Source organism: Haemophilus sp. HMSC61B11 (genome assembly GCF_001838615.1).
Lineage (GTDB): Bacteria > Pseudomonadota > Gammaproteobacteria > Enterobacterales > Pasteurellaceae > Haemophilus_D > Haemophilus_D parainfluenzae_AD.
The window spans coordinates 1-20686 of sequence record NZ_KV837957.1 but is presented as its reverse complement, the minus strand read 5'-3'; the positions used below and the strand labels follow the sequence as shown (position 1 = coordinate 20686).

The window sequence follows — 20686 nt, the reverse complement described above, 5'->3', positions numbered from 1 at the left end:
AATTCTTCTCTTAAACACAAATCTTTAAAAAATACTGCCTATTCTAGCAAAAAATCGTCTAAACTAAGCACAATTTTCACTAAAAATCTGTTTCTTTATGAAAAAAATGCAAGTTCAAAATGCCAAAGGCGAAGTTCGAATCATCGCGGGTCTTTGGCGTGGACGAAAATTACCAGTTTTAAATGCGGAAGGTTTGCGCCCTACAGGTGATCGCGTGAAAGAAACCTTATTCAACTGGTTAATGCCTTATATTGTGGATAGCCATTGTCTTGATTGCTTTGCGGGCAGTGGCTCACTTGGCTTGGAGGCTCTTTCTCGTCAAGCGAAACAGGTGACGTTTTTAGAGTTGGATAAAACCGTAGCGAATCAATTAAAGAAAAATTTACAAACGCTAAAAACGACGACTGAACAAGCTCAAGTAATCAATCAAAATAGCTTAGAATTTTTAAAACAAGCGCAAAATCAACCGCACTTTGATGTGGTATTTTTGGATCCACCTTTTCATTTTGGCTTAGCAGAACAAGCAATTGCACTATTAGAGGAAAAGAATTGGCTCTTACCTCATGCATTGATTTATGTGGAAACAGAAAAAGACAAACCGCTTAGCGCGCCTGATAATTGGCAATTACTAAAAGAAAAAACCACAGGTATGGTGAGTTACCGCCTGTATCAAAAAGATTAGGAAATCATTATGTTAGACATTGTGTTATACGAACCTGAAATTCCACAAAATACGGGAAATATTATTCGTCTTTGTGCCAACACTGGCTTTCGTCTTCATTTAATCGAGCCACTTGGCTTTACCTGGGATGATAAAAAATTACGTCGTTCTGGCTTGGATTATCATGAATTTGCTGAAATCAAAAAACATAAAACCTTTGAAGCCTTTTTAGAAAGCGAAAAACCGAAACGTCTTTTTGCACTCACCACTAAAGGCGGCCCTGCGCATAGCGAAGTGCAATTTGAATTAGGGGATTATTTAATGTTTGGCCCAGAAACCCGTGGTATTCCAATGTCTATTTTGGATAAGATGCCAATGGAACAAAAAATCCGTATCCCAATGACAGCAAATAGCCGCAGTATGAACTTATCTAACTCGGTAGCTGTTGCAGTTTATGAAGCTTGGCGACAACTTGGTTACGAAGGCGCGGTGAATTTAAATCGATAAAAACCAATAAAATAGCTGCTTATTTTATACACAAAAATAAGCAGCTTTCTTTTTGCATTTAATTTGTGATCTCGATCACATATTTATAATTTTAAGATTCCCTTTTTACCAAAACAGCAGTATAAATAAATTACATTTAGAGAGGGATCTCGATGTACCCACTTGATCTATCAAGCTCTAGTCTTTCTTGACTCTTCAAGCAAACCTTCCCCGTTGTCCTAAATAAAGAATTGGCAGTCGAATGATTTGCCCTCCATTTGTATCCCTAAAATTTAACAACTATTGCAGCAAAATTAGTTTCATCTCACATCAATAAGGAGGTTGGGTGAATGAAGTTAATTTTGAATTGGTCGAAACAGCAGTGGCTAGGCATGGATGCTTACCAAAAAAGTGCGGTCAATTTTGGCCGCACTTCCTATTTCTATCATTTGCAAATCACTAACCTTGTATTGCTATTTTCTAAATAATCCGCAATTTGTTTTGGCACATCATCGGTGAAAAGATAATCTACATCTTTAAGCTCCCCTAATCGCACAATCGCTTGTCGAGAGAATTTCGAATGGTCGGTCGCTAATAAGGTTTGGCGAGAGCTTTCTATAATGGCTCGTTTCACTTGGACTTCATGGTAATCATAGTCCAACAATGAACCATCAAGGTCTATTGCACTAATGCCCAGAATTCCAAAATCTAAACGGAATTGCGAAATAAAATTAACCGTTGCCTCACCAATGATTCCGCCATCCTTACGTAATGAGCCCCCCGCCATCGTAATATCAAAGGTTTCATTTTGTCGTAATAAATGAGCGGCATTGATATTATTTGTCACAATGCGTAACCTTTCATGGTTTAACAAGGCACTAGCCACCGCTTCAGGCGTGGTACCAATATCAATAAATAAGGATGCACCGTTTGGAATACGTTTTGCCACTTCACGAGCAATGGCACTTTTTTGGGAAGGGAAAAATTGTTTACGTTCAATGTAATCAGAATTTTCTGCGGTAGAAGAAGGAGCAGCACCACCATGATGACGACGAATTAAATCTTGTTCTGCAAGGATATTCAGATCTCGTCTAATAGTCTGTGGGCTGACTTCCAGTTCGATAACCAGCTCTTCTGTGCTGGCATATCCTTTTAGCTTTACAAGCTCAATTATTTTCTGATGGCGTAATGATTGCTTCATATAAATGCCTATAAATTTGAATTAGCTAAACGATTTAGCCTTAATTTTACTCTGCAGAAATCCCCAAACCAATCCTAAGATAAAGCCTGAAATGTGGGCAGCGTTCCCTATATTAATACCAAAAAGCGGACTAATAAAGCCAAATACAAGCCCTACCAGTAACATTGTAAAAAAGCCTTCTGGTAAGTCAAAACTATGCGGGTGCAATTTGTCTACCACCAACACATAACCTAACACGGCATAAACCACACCTGATAGCCCGAAAAAGGCGGGACCGGTAAAATAATTCTGTACAGCGCCACTCACTGCGGCAGACACTAAGACTAATAATAAAAAATGGAAAGAACCAAATCGGCGTTCAATCGCGCCACCAAATAACCAAAACCACGAAAGGTTAAATAAAATATGCGGTACCGACAAATGAACAATAGCATGAGTGAAATAGCGCCATACTTCCTGATCTTCCCAAGAATAAGCCGGATAATGGAATAAATCCATAATCGGCTCTTCAAATCCGATATTCTGCAAGAGATAAATCACCGTGCAAAGTGCGGTCAAAATGAAAGTAATTTTTTTCTTTCTTAATAGACGTTTCACCAATTTTCTCTCTTGAATCCCATCAGTTTCGCTACCAAATAAAGGCTGCATTTGCTATATTCCTTTTTCATTTAATTTTTGTTCATCATATAAGGTTCATTATGAAAAAACAAACTATGCCGACAGGATTTAGCGGCTTCGCTTGGGGAATTGCGGCATTTTGTTTACCCATTTTACTGTGGCCTATGGCATCTTTGCTTTCTACTTCTTTTGTGAAAAACCCTACACTGAGCGATTTTCAGATCGATCTTTTCTCGATTATCTTTTGGGTTTATCCCTTTGTTTTAGTCTTAATTGCGCGTTTACTTTATAAATTGCATCAGCATAAACCAAAACTCGCCGTAAAATTATTGCTACTAAGTGCGGTCATTTTTTATATTGTTTTAGTCTCTGTTGGCTATATTGGCTTTAGCGTTTAAGAAGATAAAAATGATAAAAATAAAAGGGAGCTTTCGCTCCCTTTAACTTATGTTCCTAATAATCAAAAATATAACTTAAAAACCCTGTAGATTTTAACTACACTTAACCGCTATAACCCCTTCCAGATATCATCAATAAATTATCTTTTAGTATAAATTAAACCAATCACATTTTATTACACTAACAGAAGATAAAAATATTTTGTGACAGCTATCACAAAACAAACATTCTCAGTTTGAAACGTTTCAATAAAAAGATCAATAATCAACCCGAATATTAATACGTTTCAAAATAGGAGACCTGCAATGAAACTACACTTTCTTGGTACAGGTGCCTCAGAAGGCATTCCAAACCCTTATTGTAAATGTGAGTTATGCGAACAAGTTAGGAAAACAGGAGGACGTGATGTAAGAACTCGTTCTTCTGCAATTATTGATGATGAAATTCAAATCGATATTTCTCCTGAATTTTTTCATCAAGCAAATGTAAATCATATTGATGTAACCAAAATTAAAGATTTACTCATCACTCATACTCATCCTGATCATTTTAATGTAGGAGAACTACATAATCGTGTAAGAAATTTTGCATTCAATGTTGAACATCCTATGTACATATACGGTAGCGATAAAGCAATTAACGGCTGTTTAAATGGCATTGTTGATCTGACTCCAGATCGTTTTAATCTTTCTATTCTTATTCCATTTGTCACCATTACTACTAGCAGCGGTGCAAAAATTACTCCACTTATTGCTAATCATGAAAAATGGGAAATGTGCTATATCTATTTTATTGAGAAAAATGGCAAAACACTGCTATACGGACATGACTCTGGCTATTATGGAGATTTAACATGGAACTGGTTAGAAAATAAAAAAATCGATTTAATCGTATTGGAGTGTACATATGGCTATCGTCAAAATGACAAAACCAATAATCATATGAGTATTGAAACCGTAATCAATATGAAACAAAAATTCAAGGAGAACAATAATTTATCACAACAAACACAAATTCTAACATCTCATCATTCTCATAGTTGCGGGTTTGATTACCAAAGTTTGGTAGAAATTTTTAAACCTCACCAAATTGAAGTCGCCTATGATGGATTAATTAAAAATATTTAAATTAGGAGAACGGATCATGTTTAAAATTCCCCGTCTTTTCGTGATGATGTTTATGCAATATTTTGTGCAAGGTGCTTGGAATATGACTATCGGAGCTGTACTTGCTACCTACAATATGAAAGAAAGTATTGGAACAACTTATTCTTTACTGGGACTCGCAACAATTATTTCGCCATTATTTATTGGTATGATTGCCGATCGCTTCTTTGCTTCACAAAAAGTAATTTCAATTTTACACATCTTAAATGGCTTAGTTATGTTGCTACTACCTACTTATATTTTAGAAGGTAATGTCACAGCATTTTTATTCATTATTTTCATTGTTGGTTTGCTATACTATCCAACCACAGCACTCTCCAATAGCATTGCCTTTCACCATATTTCAGAACAAAAACTGTTCCCATATATCCGAGTATTCGGCAATATCGGTTTTATTGTAATTGGTCTCATTATGGGTTATTACAAGATTTTTGATAATGTGATTGTCTTTAAAGTAGCTGCAATTTCAGCAATTGTTTGCGGACTATATTGCCTTACATTACCAAACACACCACCAACAGCTAAAGGTTCAAAATTAGATCTTCGTACTATTTTCTGCTTAGATGCTCTGTCTCTCTTTAAAGATCGCTATTTTACAATCTTTATGTTGGCAACATTTGTTCTCATGATTACCAAAACAGCTTATAGTGCCTATATTCCAGTCTATTTAAAAGTTTTGGATATGAACTCAGCCAATATGATGCAAATTGCTGTAGGTGCAGAAGTTCTATTTATGGTCTTACTAGTCAGCATGCTGAAAAAATTTGGTTTTAAAGTAGTAATCATGCTAGGTATTATCGGATGGGTTATCCGAATGTTTATTTTCTCTCATGCAGCTACTTCTGATGATTATTTCACATATATTCTTATTGGCTTATTATTACAAGGAGTTTGCTGGGACTTCTTCTTTACTGCAGGCGATGTATATGTGAATTCTAAAGCCCATGAAAGCATTAAAGCCCAAGCACAGGGGTTACGTTTTATAGTCTCTAATGGATTTGGTGTATTTATGGCATCCTCTGTTATCGGGGCAATTAATAATCATGTTGTCACCGAAAAAAGCATGCCACTTGCAGCCCCACAATGGTCTGAATTCTGGTTATACCCTGCCGTTGTCGCCTTAGTTGTTGGAATTTTATTCTGGATCTTCTTTAAAGATACAGAAGAATTTAAAAAATAATAAAATGATAGGGTGCAACTTTGCACCCTTTTAGGAAAAGTTATGTGGCTTTCTTTAGACTTTTTAAAACAAAATTTATCCGATATTTATCATCTATCTGCCTGGATAAAATTATTATTTGCTGCATTATTAGGAGGAATGATTGGATTTGAGCGAGAAAGTAAGCGAAAACCAGTGGGCATTAAAACTTGTATTATTATTGCAGTTACCACTTGCATTTTAACTACTGTATCCATTCATTCGGCCGAATATTACGCCTCTCTTTCTAACAATATCCGTACAGACCCAATGCGGCTTGCTGCTCAAGTGATTAGTGGTATTGGTTTCATTGGCTCAGGTGTTATATTACACAAAAGCGATGATGTTGTTTCAGGTATTACTACTGCGGCAATGATTTGGAGCTCCGCAGGCATTGGCATAACCATTGGTGCAGGATTCTATGGTGATGCCATTGCAGTAGCTTTAGTAATTTTACTCACATTAAAATACAGCCATTATTTAAAACTTATTGTACCTAAAAAGCAGACGAATAATCGAGCAACCATTATTTTAAAAGTATTAAACAATAATATAGAACGCGTAATTAATGACCTAGAAAATCACCAATGTGATATTGATAGCATTAACATTAAAGAGGAATCACAAAATTGTACTATATTATCAATCTCAGCAAACCTTACTGATAGAAAATCTTATTTAGAAATTTATCAATATCTTAAAGATCTCCATGATATTCGTGATATTGAAATGAATTATGCTTAATTCAAAAGCTATTCAGATTAATTATTTATAAAAGAGAATATATTATGAGTGCGTTTATTTTAACTGAACATCCACACCGTCGATTTAATCCTTTAAAAAATCAATGGGTTTTAGTCTCACCCCATCGGGCCAAACGACCATGGCAAGGGCAACAGGAAAAAGTCATTGATGATAATAAACCAAGCTATGATCCTGAATGCTATCTATGTCCTGGTAATAAACGTATCACTGGCGAATTGAACCCAATATATAGCGAACCTTTTGTGTTCAAAAATGACTTTTCTGCCTTACTTAGTGATACCCCCTCCTATGAAAAAAATGATGACCCTCTATTCAAAATTTCGGCTACGCAAGGTGAAAGTAGAGTGATTTGCTTTTCACCTGATCACAGTAAAACACTGCCACAACTTACCATACCTGAAATCGAACTGATTATCCGAGTATGGCAAGAACAGGTTTATGAACTAAAACAACGTTATCAATGGGTTCAAATTTTTGAGAATAAAGGTACAATAATGGGATGTTCAAATCCACACCCTCATGGTCAAATTTGGGCAAGTAATTTCTTACCAAATGAAATAATAATTGAAGATAAATACCAAGCAGAATACTATCAAAAATATGGAACACAATTATTACTTGATTATGTAAAACGTGAATTAGAAAAAAGTGAACGCATCGTAGCTGAAACTGAGGATTGGGTAGCCGTAGTCCCTTATTGGGCAACCTGGCCCTTTGAAACCTTATTACTTCCAAAATCGAAACAATTTAAATCGATTGAAGAATTAAACCAGACAGAACGTGAAGATTTAGCTCTTGTATTAAAAAAACTCACAACTCGTTACGATAATTTATTCAAGATAAGTTTTTCTTATTCTATGGGCTTCCACTTCGCCCCATTTAATAGTAAGGATAATTCTCATTGGCAGTTACACGCTCACTTCTATCCCCCACTTTTACGTTCAGCAACCATTCGTAAGTTTATGGTAGGCTACGAAATGCTGGCGGAAAATCAACGTGATCTAACGCCTGAACAAGCTGCTGAACGCTTGAATTCTGTAAGCGATACTAAACATTATAAAGAATATCTATAAAGTTAGATATTACGAAAAATATTCGCTATTTTTTCAACTGCAACATCTGTATTAAATTGATTATTAAGAAAAGCAAAAAGGATTAATCCGATTTGCTTTTCAATTTTCACCAAATCAATAGCATGACCTTTTGCATCCACATTTTCACGAACACCACTAAAATTTATTTTCTCAATCAGAGAAATCCAAGGAGACTGTCTAATCAATGCTTGATTCATTAATACATTTTTCCTTGCCGAAACACCACCAAGACGAACATAATGTTCATGTATTTCATCATTTAAAAACCATTCAAAAAACAACCGCACTTCTTCGTATTTTTTACATCCTTTCACTATTGCTAAACTTCCTCCACCAATAAGAGGCATATTTCCAGGCACTGGTGCACAACCAATTGAACTCGGCATATTGTGAGATAAATGAGAATAATGATTGGAATAAATCATTAACATTGCTGTTTCTTTTTTCTCAAAACATTCTACTGCCTTATCCCACCAACTGCCGTGTAACAATACAGCATTATCTTTTAACTCTGCTAAATTTTCTAAGACACGAAATGCAATTTCTCTACTAAATGCCGATACATCCTGTGCAAGAATCGGCTTGTTTGCTAACGAGTAATAACGAACTAAAAATTCAAGTGCTAGAATCTCAGGATTATCAATTAATGCTGTTCCATAACGAATAGGTGACTTAAGCATAAGATTATGGTCAAAAAAACGCGCAATACGATTAAACTCCTCGAATGTTCTTGGAGGCATTAAATCAGTCTTATATTGCTCATAAAAAAGCCGCTGCGTAATCATATCGTCAAAAATGGCTTTATGATAAAATAGAACCTGAATACTCGGATCAAATGGAATTGCATAGAGCTGGTCATTAACCAAACAAAATCGTTTAATCAAATTATTAGAATAATGAGATGCTAGTTCTGCTTGCTGAATAAAATTAAATGGTTGAAGATAACTGGCCAATAGCGGTAAACGCTCCATATCAAGACGCACAATATCATATTGCTTAGCTTGTTTTGGATTCGTCAAGACTTCGGAAATACTGACAAAAGGTACTGTATCAATCTGTACTTGAATACCTGTTTGCCGTTTAAAATGTGGGAGTATTTTCTTTAACGCCTCAATAGAAGGGCTCGATATTGCTAAAATACGCAATGAACTATGCAATATATCTGATTTTGTGAATAAAAATCCCTTATCTTGATGAAATAACTCAAGACATTCACCTTCTATAAGATGAATAATGTTCCTAACAATAAAATCATAACTAATATAATAGGAAATGAACCTCTCATCATGACTAAATTGATGATTAATCGTATAAATTTTTGGGGGTGATTGATTACAAAAGTAAAATGCATTATAAATCTCTTCAGCATGCAAAATATTTAGCGTAACAATTGAAGAAAGATGCTCATCCTCAATAAATTTCACAACTTCAAATGGATGTTTAAAAAAACAATAAACTAATTCAACAGCTTCTTTTATTTTATACTTTTTATTTGAAATAATACCAATTCGCTTATCTCCATTTCCTTTAGCTTCCTTAACAACATTAGCTAGAATAGATTTATAATCAAACCCAAGATAATATTTGGCATTTTTTATCTCTCTATAAAGAAAGATAATTTTAACTAATTCAATATCAAAATATTGCTTATATTCATTTGCATCAGGTAAACAAGATACAACAATCACAAATATAGTATTCTCACCTGAAATTTTCTCGAGAAACAAACGCTCTTTACTTGGATTATTATCAGTTAAATAAAGATTTAATTGATAACCCCTCTGAGAAAAATGCCCTTCTAAAGATTCATAAAGTAGATAATATTCGGGTGATGAGATAGAAGGAAATATAACTGCAATCTGATTACTTCCGCCTGACTTTAAAAAACTAGCTTGAATATTTTTCTGATAACCCAGTTTTTTTATTGCATCGTTTACCAAATTAATTTTTTCCAAACTAACGTTATGCTTTTTGTTTAGCACATTGGAAACAGTACCTAACGACACACCAGCTTCTTTCGCTATATCTTTTATCGTCGCCATAATTCTCTACTCCTGATTATTTAACTTGTATTGTAGGGGATCAAGTCATAAAAATCATCAACGCTTTCAGAATTTGGATATGAATGAAATCTAAGTAGTATTCTAGTCAAAGGCTAACCCTTTCTGCTAAACACCTAATAAATATGATTTTGGCATGCCGTTTGCTCAACTATATAGTTATACAACCAAATAAAAAATATCGCTCAATATAGCTGCACTTTTAAAGATTCTATGATAATTTCCTTCTACCAATATCATATAAAACTCATATCCTTATGATAAAAAACAAAAAAGGGAGCTTTCGCTCCCTTTTACATTATGTTCCTAATAATCAAAAATATAAAAAATTTCCTACCTAGCAATCAATTATGCAAAGTATTTTTCTAAATCGTCGCTACCACCGATGTGTTTACCACCAATGAATACTTGTGGCACAGTTGAGCGACCAGAAACTGCACGTACACTCACGATTGTTGCATCGTGACCTAATACGATTTCTTCAAAGCTTAAACCTTTATCGCGTAAAAGTTGTTTTGCTTTCGCGCAATATGGGCAGCCTGGTTTAGTGAAGATGGCGATTGATTCTTGCACTTGGTAACTTGGTGCAATGTATTTCAACATGGTATCTGCATCTGATACTTTAAATGGATCGCCTGGTTCATTTGGCTCGATAAACATTTTTTCCACTACGCCATTTTTCACGAGCATAGAATAACGCCAAGAACGTTTACCAAAACCTAAATCATCTTTTCCGACTAACATGCCCATACCTTCAGTGAAGGTACCGTTACCATCCGGAATGAATTTTACGTTATGTGCTTCTTCTGCTTCTTTCCACGCATTCATCACAAACGTATCATTTACTGATACAACTAAAATATCATCTACACCATATTGTTTGAAAACTGGCGCAAGTTCGTTATAACGTGGTAAGTGAGAAGATGAACAAGTTGGCGTGAACGCACCCGGTAATGAGAAAACAACAACTGTTTTGTTATCAAATAATTCAGATGTGGTCACATCAACCCATTGATCGCCTTGACGAGTACGAAATGTAACTTGTGGAACTTTTTTTCCTTCCATATTAGACATAGTGTGTCTCCTTCTAGTTAATTAAATTTATTTGTTCTAAAAAACTTTATAGGCATTATAATAGCTTTATGATATAGTCTCAATCAATTAATTCTATCCTTTTAATTGACATATTCTATAAAGTGAGAATCCTATGAATATCCGTGATTTAGAATACTTAGTAGCGCTTTCCGAGTTTAAACATTTCCGTCGTGCAGCGGACTCTTGCAATGTTAGCCAACCGACTTTAAGCGGTCAAATTCGCAAACTAGAAGATGAATTAGGCATTATTTTACTTGAACGCACTAGTCGTAAAGTGCTTTTCACCCAATCAGGTATGTTGCTTGTAGACCAAGCTCGTACCGTATTACGTGAAGTAAAATTACTCAAAGAAATGGCAAGCAATCAAGGTAAAGAAATGACTGGGCCGTTACACATTGGTCTCATCCCAACTGTTGGGCCTTACCTACTTCCTTATATTGTACCAACATTAAAAGAAACATTTCCCGATCTTGAAGTATTTCTTTACGAAGCTCAAACTCATCAATTATTAGAACAATTAGAAACAGGTCGACTAGATTGTGCGATTGTAGCTCGTGTGCCTGAAACTGAAGCTTTTATAGAAGTACCAATTTTTAATGAAAAAATGTTGCTGGCCGTTTCGGAACAACATCCATGGGCTTCAGAAAGCAGAATCTCTATGAATACGTTAAAAGGGCAGCAAATGCTCATGTTAGATGATGGACATTGCTTACGTAATCAAACGCTAGATTATTGTTTTACTGCAGGCGCGAAAGAAGACTCTCACTTCCAAGCAACCAGTCTTGAAACCTTACGCAATATGGTGGCGGCTAATGCTGGTATTACCTTTATGCCAGAACTTGCGGTGTTAAATGAAGGTACACGTAAAGGGGTAAAATATATTCCTTGCCATTCGCCCGAACCGGCTCGAACTATTACTCTAGTTTATCGTCCTGGATCACCGTTACGTAATCGTTATGAACGTGTTGCAAGCGCAATCAGTGAACAAGTGAAATCCATTTTATCGAATAAAAAATAATTCATCATAGACTGAGGAAAACAAAATGGCTGGTGTACGAGCAATTCAAAAAGAAAAAACCCGTCGAGCCTTGATTGACGCAGCGTTCAATCAATTGAGTGCAGAAAAAAGTTTTTCCAATCTAAGTTTACGTGAAGTGGCTCGTGAAGCAGGTATTGCACCGACTTCTTTCTATCGCCATTTTAACGATATGGATGAGCTCGGATTAGAAATGGTTGATGAGGCTGGTTTAACGCTTCGCCAATTAATGCGCCAAGCGCGTAAACGCATTGATGCTGGCGGAAGTGTGATCCGGGTATCCGTGGAAACCTTTTTTGAATTTATCACTCACAGCACCAATGTGTTCCGTTTGCTCTTACGTGAAAGCTCGGGTACCTCTCAAGCATTCCGTACCGCAGCCGCTCGTGAAATCAAACACTTTGTCGATGAATTAGCTGAATACATTGCGAAAAAAAATCACTATTCTCAATATGTGTCTTATGTACAGGCTGAAGGCATGGTAACCATCGTATTCACAGCAGGCTCCAATGCCTTAGATATGACTAAGGCCGAACAAGATTTGCTAAAAGAACGCGTTATCTTACAACTTCGCATGCTTGCGAAAGGTGGAGATTTTGCCGCACATAAAGAAAAAATGATGCGAAAATAGACCGCACTTTTCGACCAAAACAAAACACCCGCATCTCTGCGGGTGTTGTTTTATCTAAAACAGGGAATTATTTACCATCCCAAGCTTTAATCGCATCTAAACGTGCTTTCACTTTGCTGCTGGAATCACCTTTGAAGTAATCTTTCGCTAAGCCGCCTTCAAAACCACCATAGTTCGGGTTAGGTAAAACAATGAATGTTTTACCAAATTTCGCTTTGTTTTGTGCCACGAAATCACGGCGTTCTGCATTTTGTTTACCATAGATCGCATCACCGAAGTCATCGAGGTTATCACCCACATAAACGACGATTTCATAGCCTTGTTTTTCAATTTCTTCAAAACGTGCAGCTTTTGGTGATTTATCTTTTTTCAAGTAAAACGCTGAATCTTCAACACCATTAAAACCTAAACGTTTCATATCATCAATCGTACCTGCTTTTTCATTGCTTTCTTTACGATTAGAGACATAGAACATTTTACCACCGTGGGTATTTACATAGTTATTGAATTCTACTGCGCCTGGTACAACACCTGATTGACGAGCTTCTACCCAACGAGTCCAGTCTTTGCCATCAAATGGTTTATTGTTTTGCACTTGCCAACCTGCATAAGGGCTGTTATCTAACATGGTTTCATCTAAGTCCACCACAACAGCTTTTTTCTTACCTTTTTTCACTTTAGCGTGATCAAATGCCACTTTTGCCGCATTGTATGCTTGGTAAGAAAGGGCTTGGTATTCACCTGATTGTTGAATCCAGTTAAGACCTAATACCGCTTGTTGTTGAAGCTGAGCATCCGCTTCTGCACTTTTATTTTGAGTCGCGCAACCGGTTAAAATAAATGCTGACATCGCTGCAATAGCGGTAAGTTTTAATGTTGTTTTCATTGATTGTTCCTTCTGTTAAAAAGTCATGATGACAAGCAAAAGTATAACAAGCCTATTCAGGCAGTGGCTACGGCTTTATCAAACTTTATAACTAATTTGTGAGATAGATCACATTTTTCATTTTTAAGTTATCCAACAAACCCAATGAAATCATTTCAAAAATTATCTTATTTTTAACCGCACTTTTTCATCGCATTTCGCTGTATTTCACGATAAACTATCCCAAGTTTTCAGAAATAATAGGTAATTTATGCGTCTTTTCATTGGAATTTTAGTAGGTATTCTCGTGCTCTTTCAGTACGATCTTTGGTTTGGTAAAAACGGCTATTTTGACTACAAAGATGTCGCAGCTCAAATCAAAGAGAATAAAGCTGAAAATGAAAAGCTCTCACAAAGAAATCAAATGATTTCCGCCGAAATTCAAGGGTTAACAAAAGGCTTTGAATCTATTGAAGAACGTGCACGCATGAGCCATGATATGGTCAAACCAAACGAAGTGTTCTATCACATCGTCAAAGAGCATAAATAATGAGCCGCGAAATTATTGCCGTTATTCCTGCTGCAGGCGTTGGAAGCCGTATGCAGGCAAATAAGCCTAAACAATATCTGAAAATCCTAGACAAAACGATTCTAGAACATACGCTCTCTGTCATTCTATCCCACCCTGCAATCAATCATGTTATTCTTGCAGTAGGAAAAAATGATCCCTATCTTTCTGAAATGACTTTATTCCCTCATCAAAACATCACCCTCGTTGAAGGTGGTGAAACAAGAGCAGAGTCAGTTCTAAATGGACTAAATGCGATAAAAAATGATTACGCTTGGGTATTAGTACATGATGCAGCCAGACCTTGTTTAACCCATCAAGATTTAAATAAATTACTCCAAATCGATGATGAACAAGGCGCTATCTTAGCCATTCCTGCGGTGGATACAATTAAACGCGCAAATGAACAACAAGATATTATTAAAACAGAAGATCGCACTGAACTCTGGCTTGCTCAAACACCTCAATTTTTCCGTTGCGATCTATTAAGAAATGCGCTTGAACAGGGGCTTTCTCAAGGCGCTAATATTACAGATGAGGCCTCTGCGATGGAACTCGCCGGATTTCAACCGCACTTAGTCGCGGGACGAAGTGATAATATTAAAGTCACGCGTCCAGAAGATTTAGCTTTAGCCGAATTTTATTTAACAAGGAAAACGCTATGATACGAATCGGACATGGGTTTGATGTTCATGCCTTTGGTGAAGATCGCCCTTTAATTATTGGTGGCGTTAAAGTGCCTTACCATACTGGATTTATTGCCCATTCTGATGGTGATGTCGCCTTACATGCCTTAACGGATGCCTTATTAGGTGCAGCAGCATTAGGAGATATCGGTAAACTCTTCCCCGATACCGATATGCAATATAAAAATGCAGATAGCCGTGTTTTATTACGAGAAGCATTCCGCCAAGTACAAGAAAAAGGCTATAAAGTAGGTAATGTGGATGTGACCATTATTGCACAAGCCCCTAAAATGCGTCCGCATATCGATGCAATGCGAGCGAAAATTGCGGAAGATTTACATTGTGATATTGAGCAAGTCAATGTTAAAGCAACCACAACAGAAAAACTTGGCTTTACAGGTAGAAGTGAAGGTATTGCTTGCGAGGCTGTTGCATTATTATTAAAAGCTTAAATTTTAGGTAAAAGAAAAGGTTGGTAAAATACCAACCTTTTTTTATTTAGATCAAATTCTTATTGTTTTTTTAATAAATCGCGAATTTCAGTAAGTAATTCTTCTTGTGAAGGGCCTTTCACTTCTTCTACTGGTTTTTTCACTTTATTAATACCTTTGATCATCATGAAGATTGCGAATGCAATGATGATAAAATCAAAAACGTTTTGAATAAATACACCGTAGTTTAAGGTTACTGCTGGGGTTTCACCTACTGCTTCTGCTAATGTGATTTTTAAATCTTTGAAATCCACACCACCAGTTAAAATACCTAATACAGGCATTGCTACGTCAGCTACAAGTGAGCTCACGATTTTACCAAAAGCACCACCGATGATCACACCGACTGCCATGTCTACTACGTTGCCACGCATTGCAAATTCGCGGAATTCTTTAAGAAAGCTCATAAAATTTCCTTTTGTGTTGGTTTAAAAAATTAAAAGAGTGCGTATTATAGGTTTTCAGATTAAAAAGTAAACTGTTATTTAAATAAAAAATGCACTTGGTTGGAATAATTTTTCAATTTCTGACACAGATTTCTTGTCATTAATATAAACAATCACATTATCGCCTTCTTCAATAACAACCTGACGACGAGTAATGATTACTTCATTTTTACGTAAAATTGCCGCAATCATTGCCCCTACAGGCAGCTTGATATCGCCAATTTGTCTTCCAACCACATTGGATGTGGTCGCATCGCCATGCACAACAAGTTCAATGGCTTCCGCGGTACCATGACGCAAAGAGGCCACACTTTTGATATCCCCTTTACGCACATGTCCTAATAAAGCTGAGATTGTTGCCTGTTGTGGTGAAACCGCAATATCAATGGTTCCACCTTGAATCAAATTGATATATGCCATGCGTTGAATAAGCACCATGGCTTTTTTAGCCCCTAGGCGTTTTGCCAGTAACGCCGACATAATATTAGCTTCATCATCCGCACTTAGAGATAAAAAGACATCGACGCTCTCAATATGCTCTTCAAAAAGCAAATTTTGGTCAGAAGCATCACCATGGAAAACCAAGGTTTTAGAAAGTCTTTCAGCTAAAACTTTCGCTTTTTCTCCATCGCGCTCAATGAGTTTTACTTGATACTTATCTTCTAACTGTTTCGCCACACCTGAGGCAATATTTCCACTGCCAACAATCATGATACGTTTGTAGGTTTTCTCAAGGCGTTGCAACTCACTCATCACCGCTTTAATGTGCTCTGTCGCACAAATGAATGTGATTTCATCGCCCGCCTCAATAATGGTCGAGCCTTGCGGACGAATTAATCTATCATTACGTAAAATCGAAATAATACGGCAATCAATGTGTGGCATATGCTCTTTAAAAGCAGATAGTGCATAGCCCACTAACGGACCACCGTAATAGGCTTTTACAACCACAATGCTAATTCGATTATTGGCAAAATGCGCCACTTGTAAGGCACCTGGATAAGCAATTAAACGTGTAATCTCATCCGTAACTAAATTTTCTGGTGAAATCAGATGATCGATGGGGACGTTTTCATCATTAAATAATTTATCTTTCTCACGCAAATATTCCGCATTACGAATACGTGCAATACGTGTTGGGGTATTGAAAAGGGTATATCCCAACTGGCAAGCAATCATATTGATTTCATCTGATGCCGTTACTGCAACCATCAAATCTGCATCAGCGGCTCCTGCATCACGCAAAACCTTGGGTGAAGAAGGGGAACCTTTAACCACGCGTAAATCATGCTTATCTTGCAAATTCTGCAAATGTTGAGATTCATTATCGACTAGCGTGATATCGTTATCTTCACTCACTAAATTTGCCGCAAGCGTTGTGCCTACTTGCCCTGCACCTAAGATGATTATTTTCATTCTGTTCTCTCCACAACCAAAGGTCGGATACCAATTTCAGCTGAATTTAGACTGCACTTTAATGCCTCAATACGGCGACAAATGTTCGATGTGACTTGTTCAGCTTTTGCCATTTTTTCTGCGGTAATCGCTGGATCTTGTTTACCAAATAATAGGCCGTCGAGTAAACGTTCCGCATGCATACCTTCACGACAAAAATGCAACACGCCTACATCTTCAAATAATGTCGCTACTTTTGCCGTTTTAGTGGTTGCAATACCTAAAGCGCCATCTTCACCGCCGAGCTCTCTGAATAATTGATGTGTTGGAAATCCGCCACACGCTAAGAAAAAAGCTTTATTGAAAATGATATTTCCCCCGCAGGTCATGCGCATATATTGCCATGCCAGATCAAAATTAGGGTGTTCTGCATAGCGTTGAGCTAAATTTATCGGCTTTAATGCTAATCTCACGACTGAAGTATCTGGCTGAAAATGAAAGGTTGCTGCAGCCACTTCCAATGCACCAGGTTCGTATGCATCATCAGCATCTAAAAACGCAATAAAATCGACCGCACTTTTAGCAGAGAGCATCGCGCCCCAATTTCGAGCCATCGCAACACCGCTATTTTTTGGCATTTGCTCGACGGAGATTCTGTCTGGATATTGTTCTGCAAGCTGTAAGGCTAATGCAAATGTATTATCTGTCGATGCATCATCAATCAGCCAAAGGTTACCAAGATTATTTTGCTGCAACACAGACTCCACTGCACGAACAAGCGTTTGTTCAGTGTTATAGCAAGGAATGACGACATCAATTAAAGGCAAATTCATTTAAGCTGACCGTTTTCTCAATTTTGCATAATAGAACCCATCCCCGCCATTCTCTTGTGGTAAGAATTGGATTCCTATCGTATTTTCCGTTTGTTCAAACGGCAATGGCATCAATTCTACATTGGATGTTTCAGCTAAAAAACGCTGTATTTGCTGACTATTCTCATCGGGAAGCACCGAGCAAGTCGCGTAAAGCAAAATGCCATTAGGTTTCAATTTTGCCCAAAGTGCTTTTAGAATTTGCCTTTGCAAGGCAACCAATTGAGCAATATCCGTTTCTTGACGTAACCATTTAATATCTGGATGACGACGAATTACGCCCGTTGCTGAGCAAGGTGCATCTAATAAAATACGATCAAAGGATGCACCACTTAAACCTATTTCTGAGAGCCACTTTTCTGGCTCGGTCGCATCACCACAAACGACAACCGCCTGTTGATTCAAACGGGTAAGATTTTCTTCGACGCGTTTTAAGCGATGAGCCTCGACATCAAGCGCAATCACTTTCGCTTGTGGCGCTATTTCTAAAATATGCGTTGTTTTCCCACCTGGAGCCGCGCAAGCATCTAAAATTAATTCATCATTTTGTGGCTCAAGCAATAAAGCGGACCATTGGGCATTGAGATCCTGGACTGTTACTGCGCCTTGCTCAAAATTTGGTAATTTCGAGACAGAAAGCGGTTGAGCTAAACGTAAAGCATGTGGATTATCACATTCCAATGAGACTATCTCTTGCTCTTCCAATAAAGTGCGGTAAGTTTTCGTGTTATTTTGCTGTTGATTGATCCGTAACCACATTGGTGGCTTTTGGTTATTTGCTTCAATAATTTCACGCCAATTCGGATAAGCTTTTTTGAGTTTATTCACAAACCATTCAGGATGAAGCGTTTGCCAATGCTTATCGACTACAGCAAGAATCTCTTCTTGCTCCCGTAAGAAACGACGCAATACACCGTTAACCAAACCACGGAAACTATCTGATTTCAATGATTTTGTGGCATTAACTACTTCATCTACCGCCGCATGAGCGGGCACGCGCATATAAAGTAATTGGTACAATCCCACCAATAGCAAGCAGTGCACGATGCGGGTTTTCCCTTTCAATGGCTTATCTAATAATTTTTTTATAATATTTTCTAAACGAGGCAATAGGCGACAAATACCAAAGGTGATTTCCTGTAATAAAGGTAAATCCTGTGATTTTACTTGCGATTGCACTTCTGGAAGTAACGTTGATAAGGACTTACCTTGATCTAAAACCTGTAAAATAACTTGAGCAGCAATAGCGCGTACCGAAAGTGCGGTCGATTTTCCCGTTTTTTTGCGTTGAGATACCATTAGTTTAGAACCTTACCGACCTGGAACCAATCTGCTCGACCATTGAGGAAGTCTTGCACAGACATAGGTTTCTTGCCTGCGGGCTGAAGTTGCAATAAATTTAAAACGCCTTCTTTCGTGGCAATTTGGATACCTTTTTTATCGACACTTAAAATCGTCCCAGCTGGTTTATCCACATGTGGCAACACGGTAGCAGCATAAACTTTTAAGGTTTGTTCATTACCTTGTTCATCAGTTAATTGTAGGAAACTAATCGGCCAAGGATTAAACGCGCGAATATTACGTTCAAGCTGGGCTGCCGATAGCGACCAATCTAATTTAGCCTCTTCTTTGGAAAGTTTCTCTGCATAGTTACTTTGGCTATCATCTTGTTTTTCCGCAATGAACTTCCCTTCTTCCAAATGATCCAAAACATCAATCAATGCAGACGGCGCAATTTCAGCTAATTTATGGTAAAGCGAAGCAGAAGTTTCTTGTGCATCAATATCGCAATACACTTTGTGTAACATATCACCAGTATCTAAACCCACATCCATTTGCATAATCGTCACACCGGTTTGCTTATCACCAGCCCAGATAGCGCGCTGAATAGGTGCGGCGCCACGCCAACGAGGTAAGAGAGAGCCATGCATATTTAAACAACCTAAACGAGGCATATCCAACACTGCTTGAGGTAAAATCAAACCATAAGCAACAACAACCATTACATCAGCATTTAACGCTTTAAGCTCTGCTTGTGCTTCTTCTTTACGCAAGGATTTTGGTTGATAAACAGGAATTTGATGTTCTTCTGCTAATTGCTTTACAGGACTAGCCTGCAATTTTTTACCGCGACCAGCCGGTTTATCTGGCTGCGTATAAACAGCAATAATATTGTGATGAGAATTTAAAAGTGCAGCAAGATGTTGTGCTGCGAAGTCCGGCGTACCGGCAAAGATGATATTCAATGGTTTCATAATGTTCTACGTTATGGCGTTGATAGGAAAAGTGCGGTCATTTTATACCGCACTTTTGATTATTGTTTTGCAATTTGTTTTTTATATTTCACTAATTTTTCTTTGATACGTTGACGTTTCAACGGTGAAAGATAATCAACAAATAAAATACCGTTTAAATGATCGATTTCATGCTGAATACAGATCGCTAATAAACCATCTGCATCAAGCGTAAATTCTTTTCCATGACGATCTAACGCTTTTACCGTGACTTTTTCTTTACGGGGCACTAAGGCACGGAATCCAGGAATAGATAAACAACCTTCTTCAATACCTGTTTCACCTTCTGACGCTAAAATTTCTGGATTGATCAACACTAGCTGATTTTGTTTGTCTCCTTCAATATCAATCGTAATAATACGCTGCAAGATATCTACCTGTGGAGCGGCAAGACCAATGCCTTCTTCTTGGTACATCGTATCAAACATATCATCTACAATTTTGCGAATGTCATCATTGACTTCAGCAACTGGCTCACAAACAATCTTTAGGTGATCATCTGGATAAATTAATACATTAAGTGCGGTCATATTTTCTCTTGTTTTATTAAAATTACGGCGGTGATTGTATCATAGAATCAACGCTTTGCTAAAATATTGAAAATATCCATAAACAAAAACCCCAAGCCATTCAGCTCGGGGTTCACATTCAGTACCTGG

General features: G+C 37.3%; 23 protein-coding genes. 12 read left to right on the top strand and 11 right to left on the bottom strand.

Going from position 1 to position 20686, the window contains the following annotated elements:
• The first annotated feature begins 97 nt into the window (after window positions 1-97).
• The gene (rsmD, locus tag HMPREF3263_RS01805) at window positions 98-682 is read left to right on the top strand and encodes a 16S rRNA (guanine(966)-N(2))-methyltransferase RsmD (protein ID WP_032804140.1); all 585 of its coding nucleotides are present in this window, start codon (window positions 98-100) and stop codon (window positions 680-682) included.
• 9 nt (window positions 683-691) lie between these two features.
• Entirely contained in the window at window positions 692-1168 is a 477-nt protein-coding gene (trmL, locus tag HMPREF3263_RS01800; protein WP_005695079.1) for a tRNA (uridine(34)/cytosine(34)/5-carboxymethylaminomethyluridine(34)-2'-O)-methyltransferase TrmL, read from the top strand.
• Between the two features lie 424 nt (window positions 1169-1592).
• On the opposite strand, the gene HMPREF3263_RS01795 is transcribed toward trmL, so the two are convergent.
• Both HMPREF3263_RS01795 and HMPREF3263_RS01790 read right to left on the bottom strand, forming a co-directional pair.
• Window positions 1593-2348 (bottom strand): DeoR/GlpR family transcriptional regulator, encoded by a 756-nt coding sequence (locus HMPREF3263_RS01795; protein WP_005698899.1) that lies wholly within the window; start codon window positions 2346-2348, stop codon window positions 1593-1595.
• A gap of 21 nt (window positions 2349-2369) precedes the next feature.
• On the bottom strand, window positions 2370-2996 hold the full coding sequence (locus tag HMPREF3263_RS01790) for a rhomboid family intramembrane serine protease (RefSeq protein WP_070852888.1): 627 nt from the start codon (window positions 2994-2996) through the stop codon (window positions 2370-2372).
• Window positions 2997-3046: 50 nt separating this feature from the next.
• Between HMPREF3263_RS01790 and HMPREF3263_RS01785 the strand changes: the two genes are divergently transcribed.
• From HMPREF3263_RS01785 to galT, 5 genes are all read left to right on the top strand, one after another.
• On the top strand, window positions 3047-3364 hold the full coding sequence (locus HMPREF3263_RS01785) for a DUF5389 domain-containing protein (RefSeq protein WP_070852887.1): 318 nt from the start codon (window positions 3047-3049) through the stop codon (window positions 3362-3364).
• A 306-nt stretch (window positions 3365-3670) separates the two neighbouring features.
• Complete coding sequence (locus HMPREF3263_RS01780) at window positions 3671-4492, top strand: MBL fold metallo-hydrolase (RefSeq protein ID WP_005695075.1); 822 nt, start codon at window positions 3671-3673, stop codon at window positions 4490-4492.
• A gap of 16 nt (window positions 4493-4508) precedes the next feature.
• Entirely contained in the window at window positions 4509-5711 is a 1203-nt protein-coding gene (locus tag HMPREF3263_RS01775) for an MFS transporter (protein WP_005695074.1), read from the top strand.
• 42 nt (window positions 5712-5753) lie between these two features.
• A complete protein-coding gene (locus HMPREF3263_RS01770) occupies window positions 5754-6473 on the top strand; it encodes an MgtC/SapB family protein (protein WP_005695073.1) in 720 nt (239 codons plus the stop codon).
• A gap of 44 nt (window positions 6474-6517) precedes the next feature.
• Entirely contained in the window at window positions 6518-7567 is a 1050-nt protein-coding gene (gene galT, locus HMPREF3263_RS01765; RefSeq protein ID WP_005695071.1) for a galactose-1-phosphate uridylyltransferase, read from the top strand.
• A gap of 2 nt (window positions 7568-7569) precedes the next feature.
• On the opposite strand, the gene HMPREF3263_RS01760 is transcribed toward galT, so the two are convergent.
• Window positions 7570-9630: a LacI family DNA-binding transcriptional regulator gene (locus HMPREF3263_RS01760; protein ID WP_005695069.1), complete on the bottom strand. Its 2061-nt coding sequence runs from the start codon at window positions 9628-9630 to the stop codon at window positions 7570-7572.
• A gap of 366 nt (window positions 9631-9996) precedes the next feature.
• A complete protein-coding gene (pgdx, locus tag HMPREF3263_RS01755; RefSeq protein ID WP_005698862.1) occupies window positions 9997-10722 on the bottom strand; it encodes a hybrid peroxiredoxin PGdx in 726 nt (241 codons plus the stop codon).
• Between the two features lie 133 nt (window positions 10723-10855).
• Between pgdx and oxyR the strand changes: the two genes are divergently transcribed.
• Window positions 10856-11761, top strand: a complete 906-nt coding sequence (gene oxyR / locus HMPREF3263_RS01750; protein ID WP_005698932.1) for a DNA-binding transcriptional regulator OxyR — start codon at window positions 10856-10858, stop codon at window positions 11759-11761.
• A gap of 25 nt (window positions 11762-11786) precedes the next feature.
• Entirely contained in the window at window positions 11787-12410 is a 624-nt protein-coding gene (gene fabR, locus HMPREF3263_RS01745; RefSeq protein WP_005695066.1) for an HTH-type transcriptional repressor FabR, read from the top strand.
• A gap of 67 nt (window positions 12411-12477) precedes the next feature.
• Here the strand turns inward: fabR and HMPREF3263_RS01740 are convergent, their stop codons facing one another.
• Complete coding sequence (locus HMPREF3263_RS01740) at window positions 12478-13296, bottom strand: 5'-nucleotidase, lipoprotein e(P4) family (RefSeq protein ID WP_049368061.1); 819 nt, start codon at window positions 13294-13296, stop codon at window positions 12478-12480.
• A 250-nt stretch (window positions 13297-13546) separates the two neighbouring features.
• Between HMPREF3263_RS01740 and ftsB the strand changes: the two genes are divergently transcribed.
• The 3 genes from ftsB to ispF are packed head-to-tail and all read left to right on the top strand — an operon-like array spanning window position 13547 to window position 14981.
• The gene (gene ftsB, locus HMPREF3263_RS01735; RefSeq protein ID WP_005695064.1) at window positions 13547-13825 is read left to right on the top strand and encodes a cell division protein FtsB; all 279 of its coding nucleotides are present in this window, start codon (window positions 13547-13549) and stop codon (window positions 13823-13825) included.
• On the top strand, window positions 13825-14508 hold the full coding sequence (gene ispD / locus HMPREF3263_RS01730) for a 2-C-methyl-D-erythritol 4-phosphate cytidylyltransferase (RefSeq protein WP_005698897.1): 684 nt from the start codon (window positions 13825-13827) through the stop codon (window positions 14506-14508). The genes ftsB and ispD overlap by 1 nt, the downstream gene beginning before the upstream one ends.
• The gene (ispF, locus tag HMPREF3263_RS01725; protein ID WP_005698920.1) at window positions 14505-14981 is read left to right on the top strand and encodes a 2-C-methyl-D-erythritol 2,4-cyclodiphosphate synthase; all 477 of its coding nucleotides are present in this window, start codon (window positions 14505-14507) and stop codon (window positions 14979-14981) included. The genes ispD and ispF overlap by 4 nt, the downstream gene beginning before the upstream one ends.
• 59 nt (window positions 14982-15040) lie before the next feature.
• Here ispF and mscL read toward each other — a convergent pair whose 3' ends face one another.
• The 6 genes from mscL to def form a co-directional block, all read right to left on the bottom strand.
• Entirely contained in the window at window positions 15041-15427 is a 387-nt protein-coding gene (gene mscL / locus HMPREF3263_RS01720; RefSeq protein WP_005695061.1) for a large-conductance mechanosensitive channel protein MscL, read from the bottom strand.
• 78 nt (window positions 15428-15505) lie between these two features.
• Window positions 15506-16882 carry a Trk system potassium transporter TrkA gene (gene trkA, locus HMPREF3263_RS01715; RefSeq protein WP_005695060.1) on the bottom strand — a complete coding sequence of 459 codons (1377 nt, stop codon included), beginning with the start codon at window positions 16880-16882 and terminating at the stop codon, window positions 15506-15508.
• The gene (locus HMPREF3263_RS01710) at window positions 16879-17694 is read right to left on the bottom strand and encodes a glycosyltransferase family 2 protein (protein ID WP_005698884.1); all 816 of its coding nucleotides are present in this window, start codon (window positions 17692-17694) and stop codon (window positions 16879-16881) included. Before HMPREF3263_RS01710 ends, trkA begins: the two co-directional genes overlap by 4 nt.
• Window positions 17695-19032 carry a 16S rRNA (cytosine(967)-C(5))-methyltransferase RsmB gene (rsmB, locus tag HMPREF3263_RS01705; protein WP_070852886.1) on the bottom strand — a complete coding sequence of 446 codons (1338 nt, stop codon included), beginning with the start codon at window positions 19030-19032 and terminating at the stop codon, window positions 17695-17697.
• Window positions 19032-19988 (bottom strand): methionyl-tRNA formyltransferase, encoded by a 957-nt coding sequence (gene fmt / locus HMPREF3263_RS01700; RefSeq protein ID WP_070852885.1) that lies wholly within the window; start codon window positions 19986-19988, stop codon window positions 19032-19034. The genes rsmB and fmt overlap by 1 nt, the downstream gene beginning before the upstream one ends.
• A 59-nt stretch (window positions 19989-20047) precedes the next feature.
• Entirely contained in the window at window positions 20048-20557 is a 510-nt protein-coding gene (gene def / locus HMPREF3263_RS01695) for a peptide deformylase (RefSeq protein ID WP_005698874.1), read from the bottom strand.
• Between the last annotated feature and the right edge of the window lie 129 nt (window positions 20558-20686).